Genomic DNA, 21629 nt, shown 5'->3' with positions numbered 1-21629 from the left:
ATGGCACTCACCCGCACCGAGATGGCCGCGCGTGCGGCTCGCGAGCTCGCCGACGGCGCCTACGTCAACCTCGGCATCGGACTGCCGACACTCGTTCCGAACTACGTGCCCGACGGCGTCACCGTCGTGCTGCAGTCCGAGAACGGCATCCTCGGCGTCGGTCCGTACCCGTCCGAAGAGAACGTGGACCCCGATCTCATCAACGCCGGCAAAGAGACCGTGACGACGCTTCCGGGGGCGGCGTTCTTCGACTCCGCGACGAGCTTCGGCATGATCCGCGGCGGCAAGATCGACGCCGCGATCCTCGGCGCCATGCAGGTGTCGGCCACCGGCGACCTCGCGAACTGGATGATCCCGGGCAAGATGGTCAAGGGCCCGGGCGGCGCGATGGACCTCGTCCACGGCGCCGCGAAGGTGATCGTGCTGATGGAGCACGTCGCCAAGGACGGCTCGGCCAAGATCGTGCACGAGTGCTCGCTGCCCCTCACCGGCCGCGGCGTCGTCGACCGCATCATCACCGACCTCGCCGTCATCGACGTGACGGATGCCGGACTCGTGCTCGTCGAGACGGCGCCGGGCGTCTCGGTGGCCGACGTGATCGCTGCGACCGAACCCGAGCTGTCGATCTCGGACGAACTTAAGGTGGAAGCATGAACCACGACGACATCGTCATCGTCGCCGCCGCCCGCACGCCGCAGGGACGGCTGAAGGGCCAGCTGGCGCCGCTCACGGCGGTGCAGCTCGGCAGCGCCGCCATCCGCGGCGCGCTGTCGCAGGGAGGCATCCCCGCCGACGCCGTCGACGCCGTGCTCGTCGGGCAGGTGCTCGCGGCCGGCGCCGGCCAGAACCCCGCACGTCAGGCGGCCGTGGGCGCCGGCATCCCGTGGGACGTGCACTCGAGCTCGGTCAACAAGGTGTGCCTCTCGGGGCTGACGGCCATCATCGACGGTGCGCGCATGCTGGCCGTCGGCGATGCCACCGTCGTCGTCGCGGCCGGCATGGAGTCGATGACGCGCGCGCCGCACCTGCTGATGGGATCCCGAGAGGGATGGGCATACGGATCGGTCGAGGTGCTCGACCATATGGCGTACGACGGACTGACCGACGCGTACGACGCCGAGAGCATGGGCGCCTCGACCGAGCGCCATAACGAGCGCTTCGAGGTCAGCCGCGAGGATCAGGATGCCGTCGCCGCGCGTTCGCACCAGCGCGCGGCCGCCGCGCAGGAGGCGGGGGTGTTCGACGCCGAGATCGTGCCCGTCGAGATCCCGCAGCGTCGCGGCGAGGCCGTCGTCGTCACGAAGGACGAGGGGATCCGCCCCGACACGACGGTGGAGACCCTCGCGGGACTGCGCCCGGCGTTCGCGGCCGGCGGGTCGATCACCGCCGGCAACTCGTCGCAGATCTCGGACGGCGCCTCGGCCGTCGTGCTCACGACCCGATCCCATGCCGACGCGAACGGATGGCCCGTGCTGGCGGTCGTCGGCGCGTCGGGCCAGGTCGCGGGTCCCGACAACTCGCTGCACGCGCAGCCGGCGCGTGCGATCGAGAAGGCGTGCGAGAAGCAGGGGATCCGTCCGGCCGACCTCGACGTGGTCGAGATCAACGAGGCGTTCGGCGCCGTCGTGGCCCGTTCGCAGCGCGAACTCGGCCTCGCCGACGACGTCGTCAACCCCCACGGCGGCGGCATCGCGATCGGGCACCCCATCGGCGCCTCCGGCAACAGGCTCGTCGTCCACGCGGTGCACGAGCTGGTGCGACGCGGGGGCGGGACCGCGGCCGTCGCCCTGTGCGGCGGCGGAGGCCAGGGCGACGCGCTGATCCTCACGCGCTGAGTCCGCGCCGCACACACGACGACGGGGCGGGGCCGATCGGCCCCGCCCCGTCGTCATGCGGAGGTCGCGTCAGCTCTCCAGACGGCGCTTGAGGAGCTTCTTCTCGCGGCCGTGCACGGGGGAGTCCTGGGCGATGAGGTGCCCGCGCGACGCGCGGCGGACGTCGACGATCGCGCCGACCGCGAGCGCCAGCGAGATGCCCCAGCTGGCCCACGCCAGCGCGGTGCGCCACGTGAACGGCTCGTTCTCGCGCAGCGCGCGCAGCAGCGTGAGTCCTCCGGTGAAAGCGGTGATGATGCCGGTGCCGAAGAGGTACTTGCGCATGCCGCAACGTTAGCGCGACGTGCGGCGGGCAGTCTGCCCTTGACACGTGCGACGTCGCCCGTCAAGGGACGACACCCCCCGAGAGCTCGCTGTTAGCCTGAGCGTGCCGTCCACGAATCGTCAGGAGTCCCGTGTCAGAGCCGAGAAAAGCCGCGCCGAGAAGCCCTGGATCGGAGGGTCCGCTCCCGTCCTCCGCGTCGGGTCCCGGGGTCTCGGAAGCCGACCGCCGCGCCGATCTGGTCGTCGTCGCCAATCGTCTTCCCGTCGACAAGGTGACCGACCCCGACGGGGACTCGGAATGGCGGCGCTCACCCGGCGGCCTCGTGACGGCGCTGGAGCCCGTCATGCGCCGCGCCGACGGCGCATGGGTCGGGTGGCCCGGCCAGCCCGACATCGAGGTCGAGCCGTTCGAGTTCGAGGGCACGCATCTCGTACCCGTCTCGCTCAGCGCCGACGAGGTCGAGAACTACTACGAGGGCATGTCGAACGACACGTTCTGGCCGCTCTACCACGACGTCATCTCACCGCCCCGGTACCGCCGCGTCTGGTGGGACGCCTACGTGCGCGTCAACCGCCGGTTCGCCGAGGCCGCCGCCTCGGTGGCGGCCGAAGGGGCCACGGTATGGGTGCAGGACTACCAGCTGCAGCTCGTGCCGGCCATGCTTCGCGAGGCGCGCCCCGACCTGACGATCGGCTACTTCCACCACATTCCCTTCCCGGCATACGGCCTGTACTCGCAGCTGCCGTGGCGGCGCCAGGTTCTCGAGGGACTGCTCGGCGCCGACGTCATCGGCTTCCAGCGGGTGGCGGATGCCGGTAACTTCGCGCGCGCCGTGCGACGTCAGCTGCGCTATCAGACGAAGGCGACGGGCATCACCGTGCCCTTGCCCGACGGCACGTCGCGCAACGCCCTCGCGAAGGCCTTTCCGATCTCGATCGACGCGTCGTCGTACATCGAGCTCGCCGAACGCCCCGACATCATCGCCCGCGCCGCCGAGATCCGCGAGAGCCTCGGCAATCCGAAGAAGATCCTCCTCGGCGTCGATCGCCTCGACTACACCAAGGGCATCCGCCACCGCCTGAAGGCCTTCGGCGAGCTGCTCGAAGACGGGCGGGTCAAGGTCGAGGACGTCACGCTCGTGCAGGTGGCCAGCCCCAGCCGCGAGCGCGTCGACGCCTACATGCAGCTGCGCGACGAGATCGAGCTGACGGTCGGGCGCATCAACGGCGACCACGACACGATGGGGCACACGGCGATCCGGTATCTGCATCAGGCGTACCCGCGCGAAGAGATGGTGGCCCTGTTCCTCGCGGCCGACGTCATGCTCGTGACGGCTCTGCGCGACGGCATGAACCTCGTCGCGAAGGAGTACGTCGCCACGCGCACCGACAACCGCGGCGTGCTCGTGCTGAGCGAGTTCGCCGGAGCCGCCGACGAGCTCCCCAGTGCCATCCGCATCAACCCGCACGACATCGGCGGCATGAAGGAGGCCATCATGCGCGCCATCGAGATGCCGGCCGCCGAGCAGGGGCGCCGCATGCGCGCGCTGCGCAAGAAGGTGCTCGAGAACGACGTCGACCGGTGGTCGCGGTCGTTCCTCGATGCGCTGGAGGAGGCGCGACGCGCCAAGAAGCGGGGTCGGGCGTGACCGCTGCGGACGACCTGATCGGCCGGCTCGCGGCATCCCCTCGCCTTCTCGTCGCACTCGACTTCGACGGCACGCTCTCGCCGCTGGAGGACGAGCCGATGGACGCGCGCATGCTGCCGGCGGCCCGCGACGCCGTCGACGCCCTGGCGGCCGCCCCCGAGACGGTCGTCGCCTTCGTCTCGGGTCGCAGCCTCGTCGACCTGCGGGTCATCGCCGAGCACGACGACGCGGCCGCGGTATGGCTGGCGGGATCGCACGGTGCGGAGTTCTGGGTCCCCGGTGAAGGGCCCGTGAGCCACGGCGACGACGAGGAGGCGGCCGCACTCCGTGACACGCTGCGCGCCCACGCCGAGCGTGCCACGGCGCACCTGGACGGCGTGTGGATCGAGCCGAAGACGTTCGGATTCGGCGTGCACACGCGCCGCGCCGACGCCGCTGACGCCGCCGAGGCCAACAGCATCGTCGACGCCATCGTCGCCGAGGAGGCGCCGCACTGGCGCCGGCGCACCGGCCACAACATCGTCGAGTTCGCCTTCCGGCACGAGGGCAAGGACTCCGCGGTGGCAGAGCTGCGCGAGCGCGTCGGCGCGACAGCCGTGCTGTTCGCGGGCGACGATGTCACCGACGAGGACGCCATCGCGAGCCTCGGGGCCGGGGACGTGGGCGTGCGGGTCGGCGAGGGGGAGTCGGCAGCGGCGGTCCGCGTGCCCGACATCGCCGCGCTGGCGGACCTGCTGACCCGTCTGGCGCAGGAGCGCACGCGGCTGCTGGCCTGAGTCCGTCATGCCGGACGAGCGCGTGTCGGAGCGGGAATAGACTGCAACAATGGCCCGGCCCGATTCACCCGCAGCTGATAACTCCATCGACATCAAGCCCCGCAGCCGCGTCGTCACCGACGGCATCGAAGCGACCACCTCGCGCGGAATGCTCCGCGCCGTGGGCATGGGCGACGAGGACTGGGACAAGCCCCAGATCGGCATCGCATCCAGCTGGAACGAGATCACCCCCTGCAACCTGAGCCTCGACCGGCTCGCGCAGGGCGCCAAGGAGGGCGTGCACGCCGGCGGCGGCTATCCGCTGCAGTTCGGCACCATCTCGGTGTCGGACGGCATCTCGATGGGCCACGAGGGCATGCACTTCTCGCTCGTCTCGCGCGAGGTCATCGCGGACTCCGTCGAGACCGTCATGATGGCCGAGCGCCTCGACGGCTCGGTGCTGCTCGCCGGCTGCGACAAGTCGATCCCCGGCATGCTGATGGCCTCGGCGCGCCTCGATCTGTCGAGCGTCTTCCTCTACGCCGGCTCGATCGCTCCCGGCTGGGTCAAGCTCTCGGACGGCACCGAGAAGGACGTCACGATCATCGACTCGTTCGAGGCCGTCGGCGCCTGCCTCGCGGGCAAGATGAGCGAAGCGGACCTCAAGCGCATCGAATGCGCGATCGCGCCGGGCGAAGGCGCGTGCGGCGGCATGTACACCGCCAACACGATGGCCTCGGTCGCCGAGGCCCTCGGCCTCAGCCTCCCGGGCTCGGCGGCCCCGCCCTCGGCCGACCGCCGCCGGGACTACTTCGCCCACCGTTCGGGCGAGGCTGTCGTGAACCTGCTGCGCCAGGGCATCACGACCCGCGACATCCTCACCAAGGAGGCCTTCGAGAACGCGATCGCCCTCGCGATGGCCCTCGGCGGCTCGACCAACGTCGTGCTGCACCTGCTGGCGATCGCGCGCGAGGCCGACGTCGAGCTGAGCCTGCACGACTTCAACCGCATCGGCGACAAGGTTCCGCACGTGGCCGACATGAAGCCGTTCGGCAAGTACGTCATGAACGACGTCGACCGCCACGGGGGCATCCCGGTGATCATGAAGGCGATGCTGGACGAGGGTCTGCTCCACGGCGACGCGCTCACCGTCACGGGCAAGACGCTGGCCGAGAACCTCGCCGAGCTCGACCCGCAGCCGGTCGACGGCAAGGTGATCCACACCTTCGACGACCCGATCCACGCGACCGGCGGTCTCACGATCCTCCACGGTTCGCTCGCTCCCGAAGGTGCGGTCGTGAAGACCGCCGGCTTCGACGCCGCCGTCTTCGAGGGTCCTGCCCGCGTGTTCGAGCGCGAGCGCGCCGCGATGGACGCGCTCGAGGCGGGCGAGATCAACGCCGGCGACGTCGTGGTCATCCGCTACGAGGGGCCCAAGGGCGGCCCCGGCATGCGCGAGATGCTCGCGATCACCGCGGCCATCAAGGGCGCAGGGCTCGGAAAAGATGTACTACTCTTGACGGACGGACGATTCTCAGGCGGCACAACCGGCCTGTGCATCGGCCACATAGCACCCGAAGCGGTGGACGCAGGTCCCATCGCCTTCGTGCGCGATGGTGATCTGATACGGGTCGATATCGCGGCTCGCACTCTCGACCTACTCGTCGATGAGACCGAGCTGGGCTCCCGCCGCTCTGGATGGGAGCCGCTTCCCCCGCGCTATACCCGTGGCGTCCTTGCCAAGTACTCCCGTCTCGTGCGCTCCGCTGCGGAGGGCGCGACGACCGGTTGAGTGCTGGCTTCCGACATCCCCTCCGACAGGACGAAGAGGAACTCTCCATGTCAGCCGACACCGCCGCCATTCCCCGGCCGCCAGCCCGCACCGCTACGACGCCCGTGCTCACGGGCGCCGAGGCGGTCGTCCGTTCACTCGATCTGCTGGGGGTGACCGACGTCTTCGGTCTTCCCGGCGGCGCGATCATGCCCGTCTACGACCCGCTCATGGACGATGAGTCGGTCCGCCACATCCTCGTCCGGCACGAGCAGGGCGCCGGTCACGCCGCGGAGGGCTACGCCGCGGCATCCGGAAAGGTCGGCGTCGCGATCGCGACGTCCGGTCCCGGCGCGACAAACCTCGTCACCGCGATCGCGGACGCGTACATGGACTCGGTGCCGATCGTGTGCATCACGGGCCAGGTCTTCTCGACGCTGATGGGCACGGACGCCTTCCAGGAGGCCGACATCGTGGGCATCACGATGCCGATCACGAAGCACTCCTTCCTGGTGAAGGACGCCGCCGACATCCCGGGTGCGATCGCCGCCGCGTTCGAGATCGCCTCGACCGGACGGCCCGGCCCGGTGCTCGTCGACATCACGAAGGACGCGCAGCAGGCCGAGGCTCCGTTCGTGTGGCCGCCGAAAGTGGACCTGCCCGGCTACCGCCCGGTGACGAAGGCGCACGGCAAGCAGATCCAGGCGGCGGCGCAGCTGATCGCCGACGCCAAGAAGCCCGTGCTGTACGTGGGCGGCGGCGTGATCCGGGCGCGCGCCTCGGAGGAGCTGCGCACGCTCGCCGAGGCGACCGGCGCCCCCGTGGTCACCACGCTGATGGCGCGCGGCGCGTTCCCCGACTCGCACCCGCAGCACCTCGGCATGCCGGGCATGCACGGCACCGTCCCGGCGGTGCTCGCGCTGCAGGAGGCCGACCTCATCGTCGCGCTCGGCGCGCGGTTCGACGACCGTGTGACCGGCAAGGCCAGCCAGTTCGCGCCCCACGCGCAGATCGTGCACGTCGACATCGATCCGGCCGAGATCTCGAAGATCCGCACGGCGGACGTGCCGATCGTGGGCGACCTCAAGGACGTCCTGGTCGACCTCGACGCGGCGTACCGCACCGCCGCGGCGGGGCAGAAGGCCGACATCGCCGAGTGGTGGTCGTTCCTCGACGGGCTGCGCGACGAGTTCCCGCTCGGCTACTCGCAGCCCACCGACGGCCTGATGTCGCCGCAGTACGTCATCCAGCGGATCGGCGAGCTCACCGGACCCGAGGGCATCTACGCCGCGGGCGTGGGGCAGCACCAGATGTGGGCGGCGCAGTTCATCAAGTACGAGCGCCCCAACGCCTGGCTCAACTCCGGCGGCGCGGGCACGATGGGCTACTCGGTGCCGGCCGCGATGGGTGCGAAGGTGGCGGAGCCCGACCGCGTGGTGTGGGCGATCGACGGCGACGGCTGCTTCCAGATGACCAATCAGGAGCTCGCGACCTGCGCGATCAACAACATCCCGATCAAGGTCGCCGTCATCAACAACTCGTCGCTCGGCATGGTGCGTCAGTGGCAGACGCTGTTCTACGACGGCCGCCACTCCAACACCGACCTCAACACCGGCCACGGCACGGTGCGCATCCCCGATTTCGTCAAGCTGGCCGAGGCCTACGGGTGCCTGGCCCTGCGCGTCGAGAAGGAGGAGGACGTGGATGCCGCCATCAAGACCGCGCTCGAGACGAACGACCGCCCCGTGGTCATCGACTTCGTGGTGAGCGCGGACGCCATGGTGTGGCCGATGGTGCCGCAGGGGGTCAGCAACAGCTACGTCCAGTACGCGCGGGACCACTCGCCCGCCTTCGCAGAGCAGGAGGACTGAGACATGACGAGTCACGTGCTGAGCCTCCTCGTCGAGGACAAGCCGGGTCTGCTGACGCGCGTCGCTGGTCTGTTCGCACGCCGCGGATTCAACATCGAGTCGCTCGCCGTGGGCGTCACCGAGGTGCCGGGCCTCTCGCGCATCACGGTGGTCGTGGACGTCGACGAGCTGCCGCTGGAGCAGGTCACGAAGCAGCTGAACAAGCTGATCAACGTGATCAAGATCGTCGAGCTCGACCCCGCCGGGTCGGTGCAGCGCGAGCACATGCTGATCAAGGTGCGCGCCGACAACCAGACGCGGTCGAACGTGCTCGAGGTCGTCAACCTGTTCCGCGCGCAGATCGTCGATTACGCCCCCGACGCGCTCGTGGTCGAGGTGACCGGCGACAAGGGCAAGGTCGAGGCCTTCCTGCGTGCCCTGGAGCCGTTCGGCATCAAGGAGCTGGCGCAGTCCGGCCTCGTCGCCATCGGCCGCGGCGGCAAGAGCATCACCGAGCGCGTGCTGCGCGGCTGACCATTTCTGCGGGCGTCTCGTCTCGCTTCGCTCGCTCAACGACCGAAACCAATCAAGGAGAAACACGAAGATGGCTGAGATCTTCTACGACGCCGATGCCGACCTGAGCATCATCCAGGGCAAGAAGGTGGCGATCGTGGGCTACGGCTCGCAGGGCCACGCGCACGCCCAGAACCTGCGCGACTCGGGCGTCGAGGTCGTCATCGCCCTCAAGGACGGCTCGAAGTCCACCGAGAAGGCACAGGACGAGGGCTTCGAGGTCAAGTCGGTCGCCGACGCGACCGAGTGGGCCGACCTCATCATGATCCTCGCGCCCGACCAGCACCAGCGTGCGATCTACTCGGACTCGATCAAGGACAAGCTGACCCCGGGCAAGACGCTCGCCTTCGCGCACGGCTTCAACATCCGCTTCGGCTACATCGACGCGCCGGATGGCGTGGACGTGATCCTCGTCGCCCCCAAGGCGCCGGGCCACACCGTCCGTCGCGAGTACGTGGCCGGTCGCGGCATCCCCGACATCATCGCCGTCGAGCGGGATGCCTCGGGCTCGGCGTGGGCGACCGCGCTGTCGTACGCCAAGGCGATCGGCGGGACGCGCGCCGGTGTCATCAAGACGACCTTCACCGAAGAGACCGAGACCGACCTGTTCGGCGAGCAGTCGGTGCTGTGCGGCGGCATGTCGCACCTCGTGCAGTACGGCTTCGAGACGCTCACCGAGGCCGGCTACCAGCCGGAGATCGCGTACTTCGAGGTGCTGCACGAGCTGAAGCTCATCGTCGACCTCATGTGGGAGGGCGGCATCGCCAAGCAGCGCTGGTCGATCTCGGACACCGCCGAGTACGGCGACTACGTCTCGGGTCCGCGCGTGATCGACCCGCACGTGAAGGAGAACATGAAGGCGGTGCTCGCCGACATCCAGTCGGGCGCCTTCGCCGAGCGCTTCATCGCGGACCAGGACGCCGGCGCGCCGGAGTTCCTCGCGCTGCGCGAGAAGGAGGCGCAGCACCCGATCGAGGCCGTCGGCAAGGAGCTGCGCGGCCTGTTCGCCTGGAAGCAGCAGGACGAGGACTACGTCGAGGGCTCGGCCGCGCGCTGACCTCGCCTGTACGTCGGAAGACCCGGCTCCCGTCCGCGGGGCCGGGTCTTCTGCGTGTCACCAGGTGTTCGCCGGTTGCTGAGAGTTTCCTCATCGTCGCGCTCTTGTCGCGGATCCCTCGCGCGTGATGTGATCCTCGCCATGGGAGAACACATGCCTGACCACGCATCCGACGACCTCGCCCCGCTCGCGGATGATCCGCCACGGTCCGGCATCAGCCGCCGCGCCCTCCTCGTCGGTGCATCGGCGGCGAGCGTCCTCGCCGCCGCCGGCTGGGGAGCAGCGCCGAAAGCCGCTGCGGCGCCGGGCGAGAAGGTCGTCAGGATCGCGATCATGGGCACGTCCGACATCCACTCGAACGCGCTCAACTGGGACTACTATAAGGACGCCGCCTACAGTGACAGCGCCAAGAACTCGATCGGCCTGGCGCGCGTGTCGAGCCTCGTCAATCAGGTGCGCGCAGATGTCGGCCGCGAGCGCACGCTCCTGTTCGATGCGGGCGACACGATCCAGGGGACGCCGCTCGGGTTCTACTACGCGACCGTGGAGCCGATGACGACCACCGGTGCGATCCACCCGATGGCGGCCCAGTTCAACGCGATCGGCTACGACGCCGTCGCGCTCGGCAACCACGAGTTCAACTACGGCCTCGACTTCCTCGACACCTGGATCTCGCAGCTGGACGCCCCGGCGCTCGCGGCGAACGCCGTGCACGCGGGGACGAATGTCCCGCGCTTCGAGCCGTTCATCATCAAGAACATGCACGCCGGGCCGGGACTGCCGCCGATCCGGGTCGGCGTGCTCGGCCTCACCAATCCCGGCGTCGTCATCTGGGACAAGGCGAACGTCAGCGGCCGCGTGGACGTGCTCGATGTCGTCGAGACGGCGGCTCGCTGGGTGCCGGTGATGCGACGCCGCGGCGTCGACGTGATCGTCGTGAGCGTGCACGCGGGCGACAGCGGCCTGTCGTCGTACGGCAGCGATCTGCCGGTCGAGAACGCGGCAGGGATGCTGGCAGAGCAGGTGGCCGACATCGACGTCATCCTGTTCGGGCACGCGCACCTCGACAAGCCCGAGGTCTTCGTGACGAACACGCAGACGGGCCAGCAGGTGGTCATGAGCGAGCCGGCGAAGTGGGGTCAGCGGCTCAGTGTCTTCGACCTCGACCTGGCATTCTCCCGCGGCGCGTGGAAGGTGGTCTCGAAGTCCGCCCACTCGGTGAACGCGAACACCGTCGAGGACGACCCGGCGCTCGTCGCCGTGGTGAAGGCCCAGCACGACGCGGTCGTCGCGTACGTCAACACCGCGGTCGCGACCTCCACCGAGGTGCTGTCGGCCGCCGAGTCGTGCTGGAAGGACACGGCGATCCTCGACTACGTCAACCACGTGCAGGTCCAGACCGTCACGCAGGCCATCGCGGGCACGCCGGAGGCATCCCTCCCCGTCGTCTCGATCGCCGCGCCGTTCAACCGCGCCGCGACCTTCCCCGCGGGGCAGGTGACCATCAAGGACGTCGCCGGGCTCTACATCTACGACAACACGCTGATGGCCTCGGTGCTCACCGGCGCGCAGATCAAGGACTATCTGGAGTACTCGGCGAAGTACTTCCAGAAGGTCGCGCCGGACGCGCCGGTCGCACCCGAGACGTGGACCAACGCGCTCAACACCCCCGACTACAACTACGACCAGTTCTCGGGTGTGACCTACGACGTCGACATCTCGCAGGACCAGGGGTCGCGGATCGTGAACCTCGCGTACGACGGCGTCGCGGTCACGCCCGACCAGCGATTCGTCGTCGCCGTCAACAACTACCGCCAGTCGGGTGGCGGCGGGTTCCCGCACATCTCGACGGCACCGGTCGTGTACAACGCGCAGGTCGCGATCCGCGAGGCGATCGTCGCGTTCGCGTCGGCGGCGGGCCAGATCGACCCGGCGGAGTTCCACGTCGTGAACTGGCAGCTGGTGCGGGCGGGCACGCCGGTCTTCTAGCCGGTCGTCCTGGGGGCGAGCACGCCTTCGCAGAGTGGATGCTGCGCGCCCAGGTCACCGAGATGCGTCTGCCACTCGTCGGCCGTGGGTTCACGGCCGGCGAGCCGGCACGCCGCCTCGAGCTGCGCGTCCGGCGACAGCTGCCACAGGATCACGCCGTCGCGGCCGGCCAATGCGAACGACGACCCGTCGCCTGCCAGCGTGGATCTGCCCGGCCCCGGCGCGGAGAGGCGATCGCCCAGCGCGACTCCGCCCGAGTTGTCGTAGAGGGCGGCGACACCGGCAGCCTGGTTGGAGAACAGGATGGACCGGGCGTCGCGGGAAGCGGAGTACGCGAGGATTCCGCCGATCGAGACGGGGACGCCGCCGAGCCGGGCGAAGTCATCGTCGAAGCGGCTCACGCTCTGAAGATTCGACGCGATGATGTCGCCGTCGGGGAGTGTGATCGAGGTGACGTAGGTCGCCAGGCCGGTATCGACGACGCCGCCGCCGGCGGAGTCGTACACGCTCGTCTCCGCCTGATTCTGCGCGTCGGAGATGTAGGTGACGACGATGCGTTCGCCGTCGGCCGTATCACCGGCCGTGATGACCCAGTCGGGTGCGTGGACGGCGGGACCGGCGGGTTCGAGGGTGGCGAGGTCGATTGGCACCACCTCGTTGTCGGGCCGGAGGACGGCCAGGACCCGGCCGTCGACCGCGGAGGGGAAGACGTCCTGCGTGCCGGCCGGCAGCCGATGTGCCACGAAGCGGCCGGTGGCGACATCGACGACGTGCGGTGTGAGGTGCTCGACGCCGTCCGCGTCCACCACGGAGGACCACGTGAGCACGCGGTCGTCGCCGAGCCATTTCAGCCCGACCAGCACGCCTTCGTACGGGTCGACGATGTCATCGGGGATGCGCAGCGCCGGCCGGTCCGTCGCGACGTCCCAGACTGCGAAAGCCGGCGGCGCCGACTGATCCGTCCAGTTGCGCATCGCTTCGACGAGGACCCGGCTCCCGTCGGCGTCCAGCCCTCCGTCCGGCGTCCAGCCCTCGGCGATCAGCCTGCTCGACGGTCCCGCTCCGTCCAGGCGGAGACGTCCGACGGCCGGGGCGATCGCGCTGAGCAGGAGGAGCTCGTGCCCGCCGTCGACGACGGCGAGGTCACCGGAGCCGCCGAGCTGGTACGAGGTCGGAGCGAGGACGCGCTCGCCCGTCGACAGGCGCCAGGCCTGCACCGTGCCGGTCTCGTCGCCGCACGCGACGACGTCGCTGAGCGACGACGCCGTCAGGCGCGTGCATTCGTCGGTGCGCTCGTCCGCGCGATGCCAGAGCTCGGTGCCCGCGGCATCCCACACCGACACGCCTGACGCTCCCATCGACGCGATGAGCCCGCCGGCGGTGACCACCACCGCCCACCCGACGAAGCCGGGGCGCCCTTGGAGAGTCGACTGCACGGTCATCCCGGTCGGGTCGACGATGTCGATCACGCCGTCTGCCGTGCCGACGATGATGCGGCCGTCAGGGAGGAACGCGGATGCGGCGAGCGTTCCCTCATCGAGGTCGCCCACGGCCAGTCCGGGGAGCGTGCGCACCGCCCCCGTGTCGCGTTCGACGACCGCGAGCGTGCCCGGTGTGGCCCAGGTCGCGTAGCGGCCGTCCGCGCTCAGCGTGAACATCTCGCTGACGACGTCCACCCGAACGGGTGCACCGTACGGGCGCCCCGTGGCGGTGTCGAAGAAATGCATGATCTCTTCGTCGTCGTCCGCGAGGTCCGGCTGGTTCCTGAGGTGCTGCAGCACCGCGATCGTCGAGGCGTCCGCGCTGACCCGCACCCAGGGGCGGATCACGTCGTCGCTCGCGATGAGGTCGTCGGTGATCCGACGTTTCACCGTCCCGGTCGTGGCGTCATGGATGCTGAGCGTGGTGCCCCGGGCCACGGCGAGTTCGTCCGTGTCGGGGATCGGGGCGATCCCGGCGCGCCAGTCGATCCCTTCCAGGTACGTGATGCCCGTGACGGCGCCGGCACCGGTGAGCGTGCTCATCAGCGCGGCGCGGCTGCGCGCGTCGTCCGGCCAGCGGCGGGCGGCGGCGACCGCCATGAGCGCGGCGATGTCGCGGTTGGTGGGGCGCAGCGACACCGACTGGGCCGTGACGGCCTCGATGAGCCGGTCCTCGGCGGAGGCCGCCGCGTCGGCTGCCGACGAGGCCGCCTCGCGACCGCGCACCGCGGCGACGCCGCCTGACACGAGCGCGACGATCAGCAGGACGGCGGCGCCCGCGAGCGCTCCGCGCAGCCGGCGGTTGCTGCGTGCTTCGTGGGCCGCCTGGTCGGCCAGAGCGCGCATCTCGTTCTGCTCGCGCGCCGTCGAAGCCTCGACGAGTGCGCGCTCGGTCTCGGTCAGATCGGGATGGGATGCCTCTGCCCACTCGACCGCGGCCTGCAGGCGTGCACCGCGCAGCAGATCCTCGTCGCGTCGTCCGTCGGAGTCCCAGACCTCGGCGGTCGTGGCGACCAGCGCCATCACCCGCACGTTCGCGGCGTCCCGCTCGAGCCAGCCGTCGAGACGCGGCCAGGCGGTCGCGACGGCTTCGTGCGCGACCATGACGCGGTCGCCGTCGACCGTGAGCAGGCGCGCCGCGACGAGCCGGTCGAGCACCCGCCGACGGGTCGGGTCGGCGATCAGCGGCTCGAGGTGCGCGATGCGGCGCACCGATGCGCCGTCCGGCCCGCGCTGCACGAGCCGCAGCATCAGCGCTCGGCAGGCGTCGGCCTCGTCAGGCTCGAACGAGCGGTAGAGCGTCTCAGCCGACTGCGCGATGGCGCCGGCGATCCCTCCGGACGCCTCGTAGCCGGCCACCGTGAGCGTCGCGCCCTCGCGGCGCAGCCACGTCTCGACCAGGGCGTGCGAGACGTGTGGGAGCGTCGCACGCCGATCACCGGCATCCCTCATGATCACTTCGACCAGCCCCGGCTCCAGCCGCAGCCCGGCACGGGCAGCGGGCTGCTCGATGGCCGCTCGCAGTCCCTCGACCGAGAGCGGACCGAGGGCGTACACCCCGCCGCCGACGGCCGTGCCGATGTGGGGGAGGCCGGTGGCCAGATCGAGGAAGTCGCTGCGCAGGGTCAGCAGCACCGTGGCGCCGCCGGCGAGCGCCTCGGCGACGATGGCGCACAGTTCGTCGCGCTCCGGTGGGTCGAGCTGGAACACCGCCTCGGACTGGTCGATGACGATCACGTCCGCGACGCCGCGCCGGGACATCCGCGCCCGCAGCTCGACCGCGGTGTCGCGGCCCGCCGCCACGACGGCGAGGCGTCGTCCCTCTGCGGTGCGGGGGACGACACCGGCCAGGACGAGCGAGGACTTGCCCAACCCGGAGGCGCCCACGACGGCGATCAGCGATCCGGGATGCGCGCGGTCACGGATCGCGGCGATGTCATCCTCACGACCGAAGAACTCATCCGCGTCGCCGGGTGAGAACGCCGACAGCCCGCGGTACGGGCAGCTGTCGCTCACACGGTGCAGTGTCCGCACCGCCGCGAGCGCCGGGTCCTGCTGCAGCATCGCAGCCTCCAGCGTCCGCAGGCGCTCGCCGAGGTCGATGCCCAGCTCGTCAGCCAGCCTCTCGCGTGCGGCGCGGACCGTGGCCAGCGCCTCGGCCTGACGTCCGGCCCGGTAGTTGGCCATCGCCAGGACCGCCCAGCGGTTCTCGCGCAGCGGACGCGCGCGCACGAGGCGCTCGGCGTCGGCGATGACGGCACGATGCTCGCCATCGGCCAGTCGCGCCTCGAGCAGCTCCTCCTCGGCGCTGTCGCGGATCTCGGCGAGCCGCTCGGACTCGACGGCCGCCGGCTCCCAGTCCGCCAGTTCGGGGTAGGCGCGCCCCCGCCACAGAGCCAGCGCACGACCGTAGGCGTCGATCGCGCGATCGTGCTCCTCGTGGAGCGAATGCAGGCGTGCCGCCGACACGAGCCGCTCGAACTCGAAGGCGTCGATCGTCGCGGGATCGAGCCCGAGCGCATACTCCGATCCCCGTGTGACCACGGCCGCGGCGCCGAGGCCGGCGCGGATGCGGGCGACCGAGGTCTTCACCTGCTGCGGCCACGTGCGCGGCGGCGCTTCGCCCCAGTACGCCTCGGCGAGCTCGCCCGGCGCGACGGCGCGCCCCGCGCACACGATCAGTGCCGCGAGCACCGCCCGCTCCCGCGGGCTCAGGGCGTGCTCGTTCCCCGTATCGAGCGGCCCCAGCACCCTGATGGCCATGGACAAAGTGTGGGAGCCCGGGAGTCCCGCGTCAACGGCAGACCCGTTCCGCGAGTACCGGATGAGTACCGGGCCGCCGAGGGACGGATACCGGCGTCGGCGATCGTGCTGTCACGGCACCGCGGAAGGACCGCTGCCGCTGAGGGAAGGAAGAGGCCATGCACGCGACCAAGACCATGAAGCGCACGGCTCTCGCGGTCGTCGGAGCCGTCGTCGCCACGGTGATCGCCGCGGCGACGATAACCGCTTCGGCGGTCACGAGCGACGGCGGCGGACACGCCGGCGGCTCGGCGCGTTCGTCAATGCTGTTCCGGTGACCGCGCCCGGCACGTATCACCGCGGGCCGCGGTCTGCTCTCCACTCTGCACAACGCCGAGACCCGGCGAACCCCGAAGGAAGGAAAGGCCATGGACGCCACCACCCTGACCCTGGCCGACCGCATCCACCGCGAGCGGACGGCCGCGCTGTACCGCGATCACGAGCGCCGGCGCACCGTCGCCGACCGCGGCGTCGGCATCACGCCGGCGCGCCCCGAGGTGCACGCCCACGCCGGCCTCGGCGTGTGGCTGCGCGAGCACTTCGCCGCACCGCGCCGGCCGCGCTTCTCGTGATCGGCGGGATCCGCCGCAGATGGGGAGCGGCGGGTCCCGCGGCGGGCGATCACGTCGCGGCGCCGACGCACAGGCCATGACGGCTCCGGCGGTAGGCTTCACCGCATGTCTGCGCCGCGCCCCGTCGAGATCGCCGTCCAGGACCCCGCGGGGGCCCGTATCGCGATGGGGGCCGGCGCGACGCGGCTCGAGCTCTGCCAGGCGCTCGAGGCGGGCGGGCTCACACCGTCGCTGGGGCTGCTGGAGGCCGTGCTCGCCGCGGTCGATCCGACCGCTGTCAACGTCCTGGTTCGCCCGCGCGGCGGCGGCTTCGTGTACGACGCCGACGAGGTGGCGCTCGTGACGGCCGACATCCGTGCGTGCGTCGAGCGCGGCGCCGGCGGCGTCGTGGTCGGGGCGCTGAACGCGTCGGGCGGACTCGACGTCGACACGCTGCGTCGCTGGCGGGATGCCGCGGGCGAGGCGACGCTCGTCTTCCACCGCGCGATAGACGCGTCCGCAGATCCCGCCGCCCTGTTCGACGCACTCGTGGCAGAGGGGGTCGATCGCGTGCTCACGTCAGGAGGCGCGGCTCGTGCGATCGACGGACGCGATGCGCTCGCGGGGTTCGCAGCGCGTTCCGGCGACGTCGAGGTGATGGCGGGCGGCGGCGTGCAGCCCGCCGACGTCGCCGCACTGTTCGCGGCCGGGGTGGACGCCGTCCATCTGTCGGCCCGATCGCGAGCCGGCCACGATGCGCCGTCGGGGCCGGGCGGCGGCTCTGCCGGGCATGACATCACCGATGCGGCGACGGTCGCCGCGGCGGTGGCTGCAGCGCGTTGAGCGCTGGGGACGCCCGGGCTGCGGCATCCTCGCATCCCGCCCTCGCACGCCTGACGTATCAATGATCCGGCGCGGCCCCTCTGACTCACGGGACATCTGCTCCCGCAGACACGATGATGAGGAGCCGCTATGAACGTCGAACCGTGGAGCACCATCGGGGTCGGGTCGACCGCGCCGATCGTGCCGGGGATCCAGTACCTGCTGAGGGCGCGCGGACACGCGGTGGTCGTCGACGGCATCTACGGGCCCGCGACCGCCGCCGCCGTGGCGGCGTTCCAGACAGCTCACGGGATCGCACCCGCCGACGGGATCGTGGGGCCGGTGACCTGGCCCACGCTCGTGGTGCCGGTGCAGCAGGGGTCGACGGGCGACGCGGTCCGCGCGGTGCAGCAGTTCGGGCTGCTGCGCTGGCCGGGTGACGACGCGCTGGTCGTGGACGGCGCGTACGGGCCTGTCACGGCCGAGCACGTGCGGTTCTTCCAGGAGTCGTGGGGACTCGCCCAGGACGGTGTGGCCGGTCGCGAGACCTGGTCGTTCTTCAGCACCTTCACGCCGGGACCGCAGCCGTGGGCCCTCGTGAAGGTCGGCGCCACGCAGGACACCAACTGGCGTGTGCTCGCCGCTCAGCATCTGCTGCGCGCGCACGGCGCAACCATCGCCGCCGACGGCGTCTTCGGCCCCCTCAGCGGTCACGCGGCGCGCGCCTTCCAGCAGACGCTGCGCGCGGTGGAGATCTCGACGACGCTCGGCCAGCTCGACTGGCCGCACCTCATCGTCACGGTGAGCCAAGGCGATCACGGCGAGGCCGTGCGGGCGCTGCAGACACTGCTTGCCGGCGGCCTGGCCGTCGACGGCGACTTCGGGCCGCTCACCGATGCCGCCGTGCGCTCGTTCCAGCAGGTGTTCTTCCCGCCTGCGGACGGGATCGCGGGTCCGCAGACCTGGCACGGCCTGATGGTGAGGGTCTTCGACTGAGACGAGGGATGCCGAACCCCCGGTGCACGGCACCGGCGGGGCGCGGCATCCGACCGTGTCGGCGCACTACGCTGGAGCCGTGATGAAAGGCCGCGACGACGACGCCCTGTCCTGGGACGGCGACGACGACCCCACACTCGACCTCGGAGCCTCCGGCGACACCGCTGCCGAGAACACCTCCGAGCCCGAGGCGGACCCCGCCGACGTCGACCCGCCGGCCGCCACGAGCCTGCCGGACGGCTTCACCGCCGTCGGCAAGGGCAGCGAAACGGTCGGTCCCTCGGCCCCCGTGCCTGCGGAGGTCACGCCGGGCGCGACGGCCGCGCAGCCCGCACCGATGGGGAACGGTGAGCTCATCGGACTCGGCATCCTCGGCGGCGTCTACGCCCTGTTCGCGATCGGCTGGATCATCGGCGGACTGCGCGTGCAGGACTGGCGGCCGTTCCTCGTCACGGATGCCATGTACCAGGGGAGCCTGTGGCTCGCGGTGCTCTCTCCCGTGCTGTGGTTCGTGACGGTCTTCCTGCTCACCCGGGCGTCGCGCGCGTGGGTGAGGTTCGCGTGGCTCGCGGCGGGCGTGGTGCTGCTCGTGCCGTGGCCCTTCGTGCTCATCGGGGCGGTGGGGCAATGACAGATCAGACGGATGCCGTCACGTCCTCGCCCGTGCGCCGGCCGGCGCCGACCTGGCTCGTGGCCACGATCTCGGGTCTCGTCGGCCTGTTCTACGCGTACGCGGTGTGGAATGCCATCGGCAACCTGGTCGAGACCGTCGGATTCCTCGGCGACAACGACCTGTCGCTCAACGCTCTGGGATGGTTCGTGTGGATCTTCGCCGCCGTCTTCCCGCTGCTCGTGTGGGGCGGTGCGTTCGCGATCGGATTCCGGCGGCCGGCGCATGAGCTGTTCCTGGTCATGCTGACCGGACTGGGCCTGGTCGCGGTGTTCTGGCTCAACGTGGTGGCGTACACGACGCTCAACACGTCGTCGCTCGTCGGCTGAGCTCTCACAGACCGGCCGTCACACGGTCAGAGGTGTGCATGCACCCGCGATAGGCTGGCACGAGGCCTCGCCCCCGACGGCGTGCGGCGCGGCAGATCCACATCCGAGCAATACCGCGTGCTCGCGCGCTGTCACCGAAGGAACACCGTGACGAAGCCTGTCGTTCTGATCGCCGAAGAACTCTCTCCCGCCACGATCGACGCCCTGGGTCCCGACTTCGACGTGCGCAACGTCGACGGCACCGACCGGCCCGCGCTGCTGTCGGCCCTGGCCGAGGCGAACGCGGTGCTGATCCGCTCGGCGACCAAGATCGACGCCGAGGCGATCGCGGCCGCGCCGGTGCTCAAGGTCGTGGCCCGCGCAGGCGTCGGCCTCGACAACGTCGACATCAAGACGGCCACCACCGCCGGCGTCATGGTCGTCAACGCGCCGACCTCGAACATCATCTCGGCCGCCGAGCTCACGGTCGGCCACATCCTGAGCCTCGCGCGCCGCATCCCCGCCGCTCATGCGTCGCTGTCAGGCGGCGCGTGGAAGCGCAGCTCGTACACCGGCACCGAGCTGTTCGAGAAGACGGTCGGCATCATCGGCCTCGGTCGCATCGGCGCGCTCATCGCGGCCCGGCTCCAGGCGTTCGACATGAAGGTCGTCGCGTACGACCCGTACGTCACGAGCGCCCGCGCGCAGCAGCTGGGCGTTCAGCTGCTGAGCCTCGACGAGCTCCTCGAGCAGAGCGACTTCGTCACGATCCACATGCCCAAGACGCCCGAGACGACGGGCATGATCGGCGCTGAGCAGTTCGCGCGCATGAAGCCGACCGCCTACGTCGTCAACGTCGCGCGCGGGGGCCTGATCGACGAGGCGGCGCTGCACACCGCCCTCACGACGGGCGAGATCGCCGGGGCCGGTCTCGACGTCTTCACGTCCGAGCCGCCGGCCGAGGGCGGCACGGCGGCGGCGCTGCTGAGCCTCCCGAACGTCGTCGTCACGCCGCACCTCGGCGCCTCCACGGAGGAGGCGCAAGAGAAGGCGGGCGTCTCCGTCGCCAAGTCGGTGCGCCTCGCACTCGGCGGCGAGCTCGTGCCGGACGCCGTCAACGTCGCCGGCGGCGTCATCGACCCGTACGTGCGGCCCGGCATCCCCCTCGTCGAGAAGCTCGGCCAGATCTTCGCCGCGCTCGCCCACTCGCCGCTCACGAGCCTGGACGTCGAGGTGCACGGCGAGCTGCAGGCATACGACGTGAGCGTGCTGAAGCTCGCCGCGCTGAAGGGCGTCTTCACGAACATCGTCAGCGAGACCGTCTCGTACGTGAACGCGCCCCTGCTCGCCGAGCAGCGCGGTGTCGACGTGCGCCTGCTCGTCGACGACGACAGCCCCGAGTACCGCAACGTCATCACGTTGAGCGGTGCACTGTCGGACGGCTCGCAGCTGTCGGTGTCGGGCACGCTCACCGGCACCAAGCAGGTCGAGAAGCTCGTCGCGATCAACGGCTACGCCATCGAGCTGCCCATCGAGAAGCACCACATCGTCATGCTGTACACCGACCGCCCCGGCATCGTCGCGGTCTACGGCCAGCGCTTCGGTGAGGCCGGGATCAACATCGCGGGGATGCAGATCGCACGTCAGGCCGCGGGCGGTCAGGCGCTGTCCGTGCTGACGGTGGACTCGCCGGTTCCCGACCACCTGCTCGACGACGTGCGCGCGGCGATCGACGCCGACCTGTTCCGCCAGATCGAGATCACCGAATCCTGATCTGAGTACCGGGCGAGTACCGGCGCGCGCCGCGTCGGTACCGTCCGCGGTCACTCTTGCCTCGCAGACCCATCCGGGTCGGCGGGAGGAGAGGCGGCCGATGATGAGGTTCCGACGCGTCACGGGCGCGGGGATCGTGCTCACGCTGCTGCTGGCATCGGCGTCATGTCAGGCGACGCCCGCCGGGGGAGCGCCCACCCCATCGCCCGGGGCCACCGCACCGGCGAGCCGTGGATCGGACGCCACCCGGCATGCCACCTCGAGCGCCCTGCGGGACTGGATCGCGCAGCGCCGATACGACGCGCTGGAGGCGGCCGGCGGGCGTGGGACGCTGCACTGCGTGCAGACGCAGCGGCTGGGCGGAGCGGGCCCGGCGCGCGTGCTGTGCGTGGACTGGGCGCGCTGACCGGGCGCTCGCGGCCT

Annotated in this window: 19 protein-coding genes; 17 read left to right on the top strand and 2 right to left on the bottom strand. The window is 70.8% G+C overall.

The features are described 5' to 3' along the window. Complete coding sequence (locus tag JNB62_RS04730; RefSeq protein ID WP_220299715.1) at positions 1-654, top strand: CoA transferase subunit B; 654 nt, start codon at positions 1-3, stop codon at positions 652-654. Continuing rightward, positions 651-1835, top strand: a complete 1185-nt coding sequence (locus JNB62_RS04725; protein ID WP_220299714.1) for an acetyl-CoA C-acetyltransferase — start codon at positions 651-653, stop codon at positions 1833-1835. The genes JNB62_RS04730 and JNB62_RS04725 overlap by 4 nt, the downstream gene beginning before the upstream one ends. Positions 1836-1904: 69 nt before the next feature. On the opposite strand, the gene JNB62_RS04720 is transcribed toward JNB62_RS04725, so the two are convergent. Next, positions 1905-2159: a hypothetical protein gene (locus JNB62_RS04720; protein ID WP_220299713.1), complete on the bottom strand. Its 255-nt coding sequence runs from the start codon at positions 2157-2159 to the stop codon at positions 1905-1907. A 272-nt stretch (positions 2160-2431) separates the two neighbouring features. Here JNB62_RS04720 and JNB62_RS04715 point away from each other — a divergent pair, with 272 nt between their 5' ends. The 7 genes from JNB62_RS04715 to JNB62_RS04685 all read left to right on the top strand — a co-directional run bounded on the left by JNB62_RS04715 (position 2432) and on the right by JNB62_RS04685 (position 11803). Continuing rightward, positions 2432-3808, top strand: a complete 1377-nt coding sequence (locus JNB62_RS04715; protein WP_374450304.1) for an alpha,alpha-trehalose-phosphate synthase (UDP-forming) — start codon at positions 2432-2434, stop codon at positions 3806-3808. Continuing rightward, positions 3805-4584 (top strand): trehalose-phosphatase, encoded by a 780-nt coding sequence (gene otsB / locus JNB62_RS04710; protein ID WP_220299711.1) that lies wholly within the window; start codon positions 3805-3807, stop codon positions 4582-4584. The genes JNB62_RS04715 and otsB overlap by 4 nt, the downstream gene beginning before the upstream one ends. A 49-nt stretch (positions 4585-4633) precedes the next feature. Then, the gene (gene ilvD / locus JNB62_RS04705; RefSeq protein ID WP_220299710.1) at positions 4634-6355 is read left to right on the top strand and encodes a dihydroxy-acid dehydratase; all 1722 of its coding nucleotides are present in this window, start codon (positions 4634-4636) and stop codon (positions 6353-6355) included. Positions 6356-6402: 47 nt separating this feature from the next. Further along, on the top strand, positions 6403-8205 hold the full coding sequence (locus JNB62_RS04700; protein ID WP_220299709.1) for an acetolactate synthase large subunit: 1803 nt from the start codon (positions 6403-6405) through the stop codon (positions 8203-8205). A 3-nt stretch (positions 8206-8208) separates the two neighbouring features. After that, positions 8209-8718 carry an acetolactate synthase small subunit gene (gene ilvN, locus JNB62_RS04695; RefSeq protein ID WP_141894242.1) on the top strand — a complete coding sequence of 170 codons (510 nt, stop codon included), beginning with the start codon at positions 8209-8211 and terminating at the stop codon, positions 8716-8718. Further along, a complete protein-coding gene (gene ilvC, locus JNB62_RS04690; RefSeq protein WP_374450299.1) occupies positions 8618-9814 on the top strand; it encodes a ketol-acid reductoisomerase in 1197 nt (398 codons plus the stop codon). The genes ilvN and ilvC overlap by 101 nt, the downstream gene beginning before the upstream one ends. A gap of 153 nt (positions 9815-9967) precedes the next feature. Continuing rightward, positions 9968-11803: a bifunctional metallophosphatase/5'-nucleotidase gene (locus tag JNB62_RS04685; protein ID WP_223230946.1), complete on the top strand. Its 1836-nt coding sequence runs from the start codon at positions 9968-9970 to the stop codon at positions 11801-11803. On the opposite strand, the gene JNB62_RS04680 is transcribed toward JNB62_RS04685, so the two are convergent. Then, positions 11800-16047, bottom strand: a complete 4248-nt coding sequence (locus JNB62_RS04680) for an nSTAND1 domain-containing NTPase (protein WP_220299706.1) — start codon at positions 16045-16047, stop codon at positions 11800-11802. The two genes, JNB62_RS04685 and JNB62_RS04680, sit on opposite strands and share 4 nt — an antisense overlap. A 158-nt stretch (positions 16048-16205) precedes the next feature. On the opposite strand from JNB62_RS04680, the gene JNB62_RS04675 reads away from it, so the two are divergent. From JNB62_RS04675 to JNB62_RS04640, 8 genes are all read left to right on the top strand, one after another. Further along, a complete protein-coding gene (locus tag JNB62_RS04675) occupies positions 16206-16364 on the top strand; it encodes a hypothetical protein (RefSeq protein WP_220299705.1) in 159 nt (52 codons plus the stop codon). Between the two features lie 90 nt (positions 16365-16454). Beyond that, positions 16455-16658: a hypothetical protein gene (locus tag JNB62_RS04670; RefSeq protein WP_220299704.1), complete on the top strand. Its 204-nt coding sequence runs from the start codon at positions 16455-16457 to the stop codon at positions 16656-16658. A gap of 105 nt (positions 16659-16763) precedes the next feature. Further along, a complete protein-coding gene (locus JNB62_RS04665; RefSeq protein WP_220299703.1) occupies positions 16764-17480 on the top strand; it encodes a copper homeostasis protein CutC in 717 nt (238 codons plus the stop codon). A 129-nt stretch (positions 17481-17609) separates the two neighbouring features. Next, positions 17610-18455: a peptidoglycan-binding domain-containing protein gene (locus tag JNB62_RS04660; protein WP_220299702.1), complete on the top strand. Its 846-nt coding sequence runs from the start codon at positions 17610-17612 to the stop codon at positions 18453-18455. An 82-nt stretch (positions 18456-18537) separates the two neighbouring features. Then, complete coding sequence (locus JNB62_RS04655) at positions 18538-19086, top strand: DNA polymerase III subunit gamma/tau (RefSeq protein ID WP_222855749.1); 549 nt, start codon at positions 18538-18540, stop codon at positions 19084-19086. Further along, positions 19083-19454 carry a bacitracin resistance protein gene (locus JNB62_RS04650; RefSeq protein WP_220299700.1) on the top strand — a complete coding sequence of 124 codons (372 nt, stop codon included), beginning with the start codon at positions 19083-19085 and terminating at the stop codon, positions 19452-19454. Before JNB62_RS04655 ends, JNB62_RS04650 begins: the two co-directional genes overlap by 4 nt. A gap of 147 nt (positions 19455-19601) precedes the next feature. Next, complete coding sequence (serA, locus tag JNB62_RS04645; protein WP_220299699.1) at positions 19602-21206, top strand: phosphoglycerate dehydrogenase; 1605 nt, start codon at positions 19602-19604, stop codon at positions 21204-21206. A 100-nt stretch (positions 21207-21306) separates the two neighbouring features. Further along, complete coding sequence (locus tag JNB62_RS04640) at positions 21307-21612, top strand: hypothetical protein (RefSeq protein WP_220299698.1); 306 nt, start codon at positions 21307-21309, stop codon at positions 21610-21612. The last annotated feature ends 17 nt before the right edge of the window (positions 21613-21629 follow it).

The organism is Microbacterium jejuense, assembly GCF_019511665.1.
In the GTDB taxonomy this organism is placed as follows: domain Bacteria; phylum Actinomycetota; class Actinomycetes; order Actinomycetales; family Microbacteriaceae; genus Microbacterium; species Microbacterium jejuense_A.
This window is presented reverse-complemented; position numbering and strand designations above follow the sequence as displayed.

What these genes read in the sequence shown, in the direction of transcription:
- JNB62_RS04730 (WP_220299715.1), top strand. Translation starts at nt 1, where the DNA reads ATGGCACTCACCCGCACCGAGATGGCCGCGCGTGCGGCTCGCGAGCTC.
- JNB62_RS04725 (WP_220299714.1), top strand. Translation starts at nt 651, where the DNA reads ATGAACCACGACGACATCGTCATCGTCGCCGCCGCCCGCACGCCGCAG.
- JNB62_RS04720 (WP_220299713.1), bottom strand. Translation starts at nt 2,159, where the DNA reads ATGCGCAAGTACCTCTTCGGCACCGGCATCATCACCGCTTTCACCGGA.
- ilvD (WP_220299710.1), top strand. Translation starts at nt 4,634, where the DNA reads ATGGCCCGGCCCGATTCACCCGCAGCTGATAACTCCATCGACATCAAG.
- JNB62_RS04700 (WP_220299709.1), top strand. Translation starts at nt 6,403, where the DNA reads ATGTCAGCCGACACCGCCGCCATTCCCCGGCCGCCAGCCCGCACCGCT.
- ilvN (WP_141894242.1), top strand. Translation starts at nt 8,209, where the DNA reads ATGACGAGTCACGTGCTGAGCCTCCTCGTCGAGGACAAGCCGGGTCTG.
- JNB62_RS04685 (WP_223230946.1), top strand. Translation starts at nt 9,968, where the DNA reads ATGCCTGACCACGCATCCGACGACCTCGCCCCGCTCGCGGATGATCCG.
- JNB62_RS04680 (WP_220299706.1), bottom strand. Translation starts at nt 16,047, where the DNA reads ATGGCCATCAGGGTGCTGGGGCCGCTCGATACGGGGAACGAGCACGCC.
- JNB62_RS04675 (WP_220299705.1), top strand. Translation starts at nt 16,206, where the DNA reads ATGCACGCGACCAAGACCATGAAGCGCACGGCTCTCGCGGTCGTCGGA.
- JNB62_RS04670 (WP_220299704.1), top strand. Translation starts at nt 16,455, where the DNA reads ATGGACGCCACCACCCTGACCCTGGCCGACCGCATCCACCGCGAGCGG.
- JNB62_RS04665 (WP_220299703.1), top strand. Translation starts at nt 16,764, where the DNA reads ATGTCTGCGCCGCGCCCCGTCGAGATCGCCGTCCAGGACCCCGCGGGG.
- JNB62_RS04660 (WP_220299702.1), top strand. Translation starts at nt 17,610, where the DNA reads ATGAACGTCGAACCGTGGAGCACCATCGGGGTCGGGTCGACCGCGCCG.
- JNB62_RS04655 (WP_222855749.1), top strand. Translation starts at nt 18,538, where the DNA reads ATGAAAGGCCGCGACGACGACGCCCTGTCCTGGGACGGCGACGACGAC.
- JNB62_RS04650 (WP_220299700.1), top strand. Translation starts at nt 19,083, where the DNA reads ATGACAGATCAGACGGATGCCGTCACGTCCTCGCCCGTGCGCCGGCCG.
- JNB62_RS04640 (WP_220299698.1), top strand. Translation starts at nt 21,307, where the DNA reads ATGATGAGGTTCCGACGCGTCACGGGCGCGGGGATCGTGCTCACGCTG.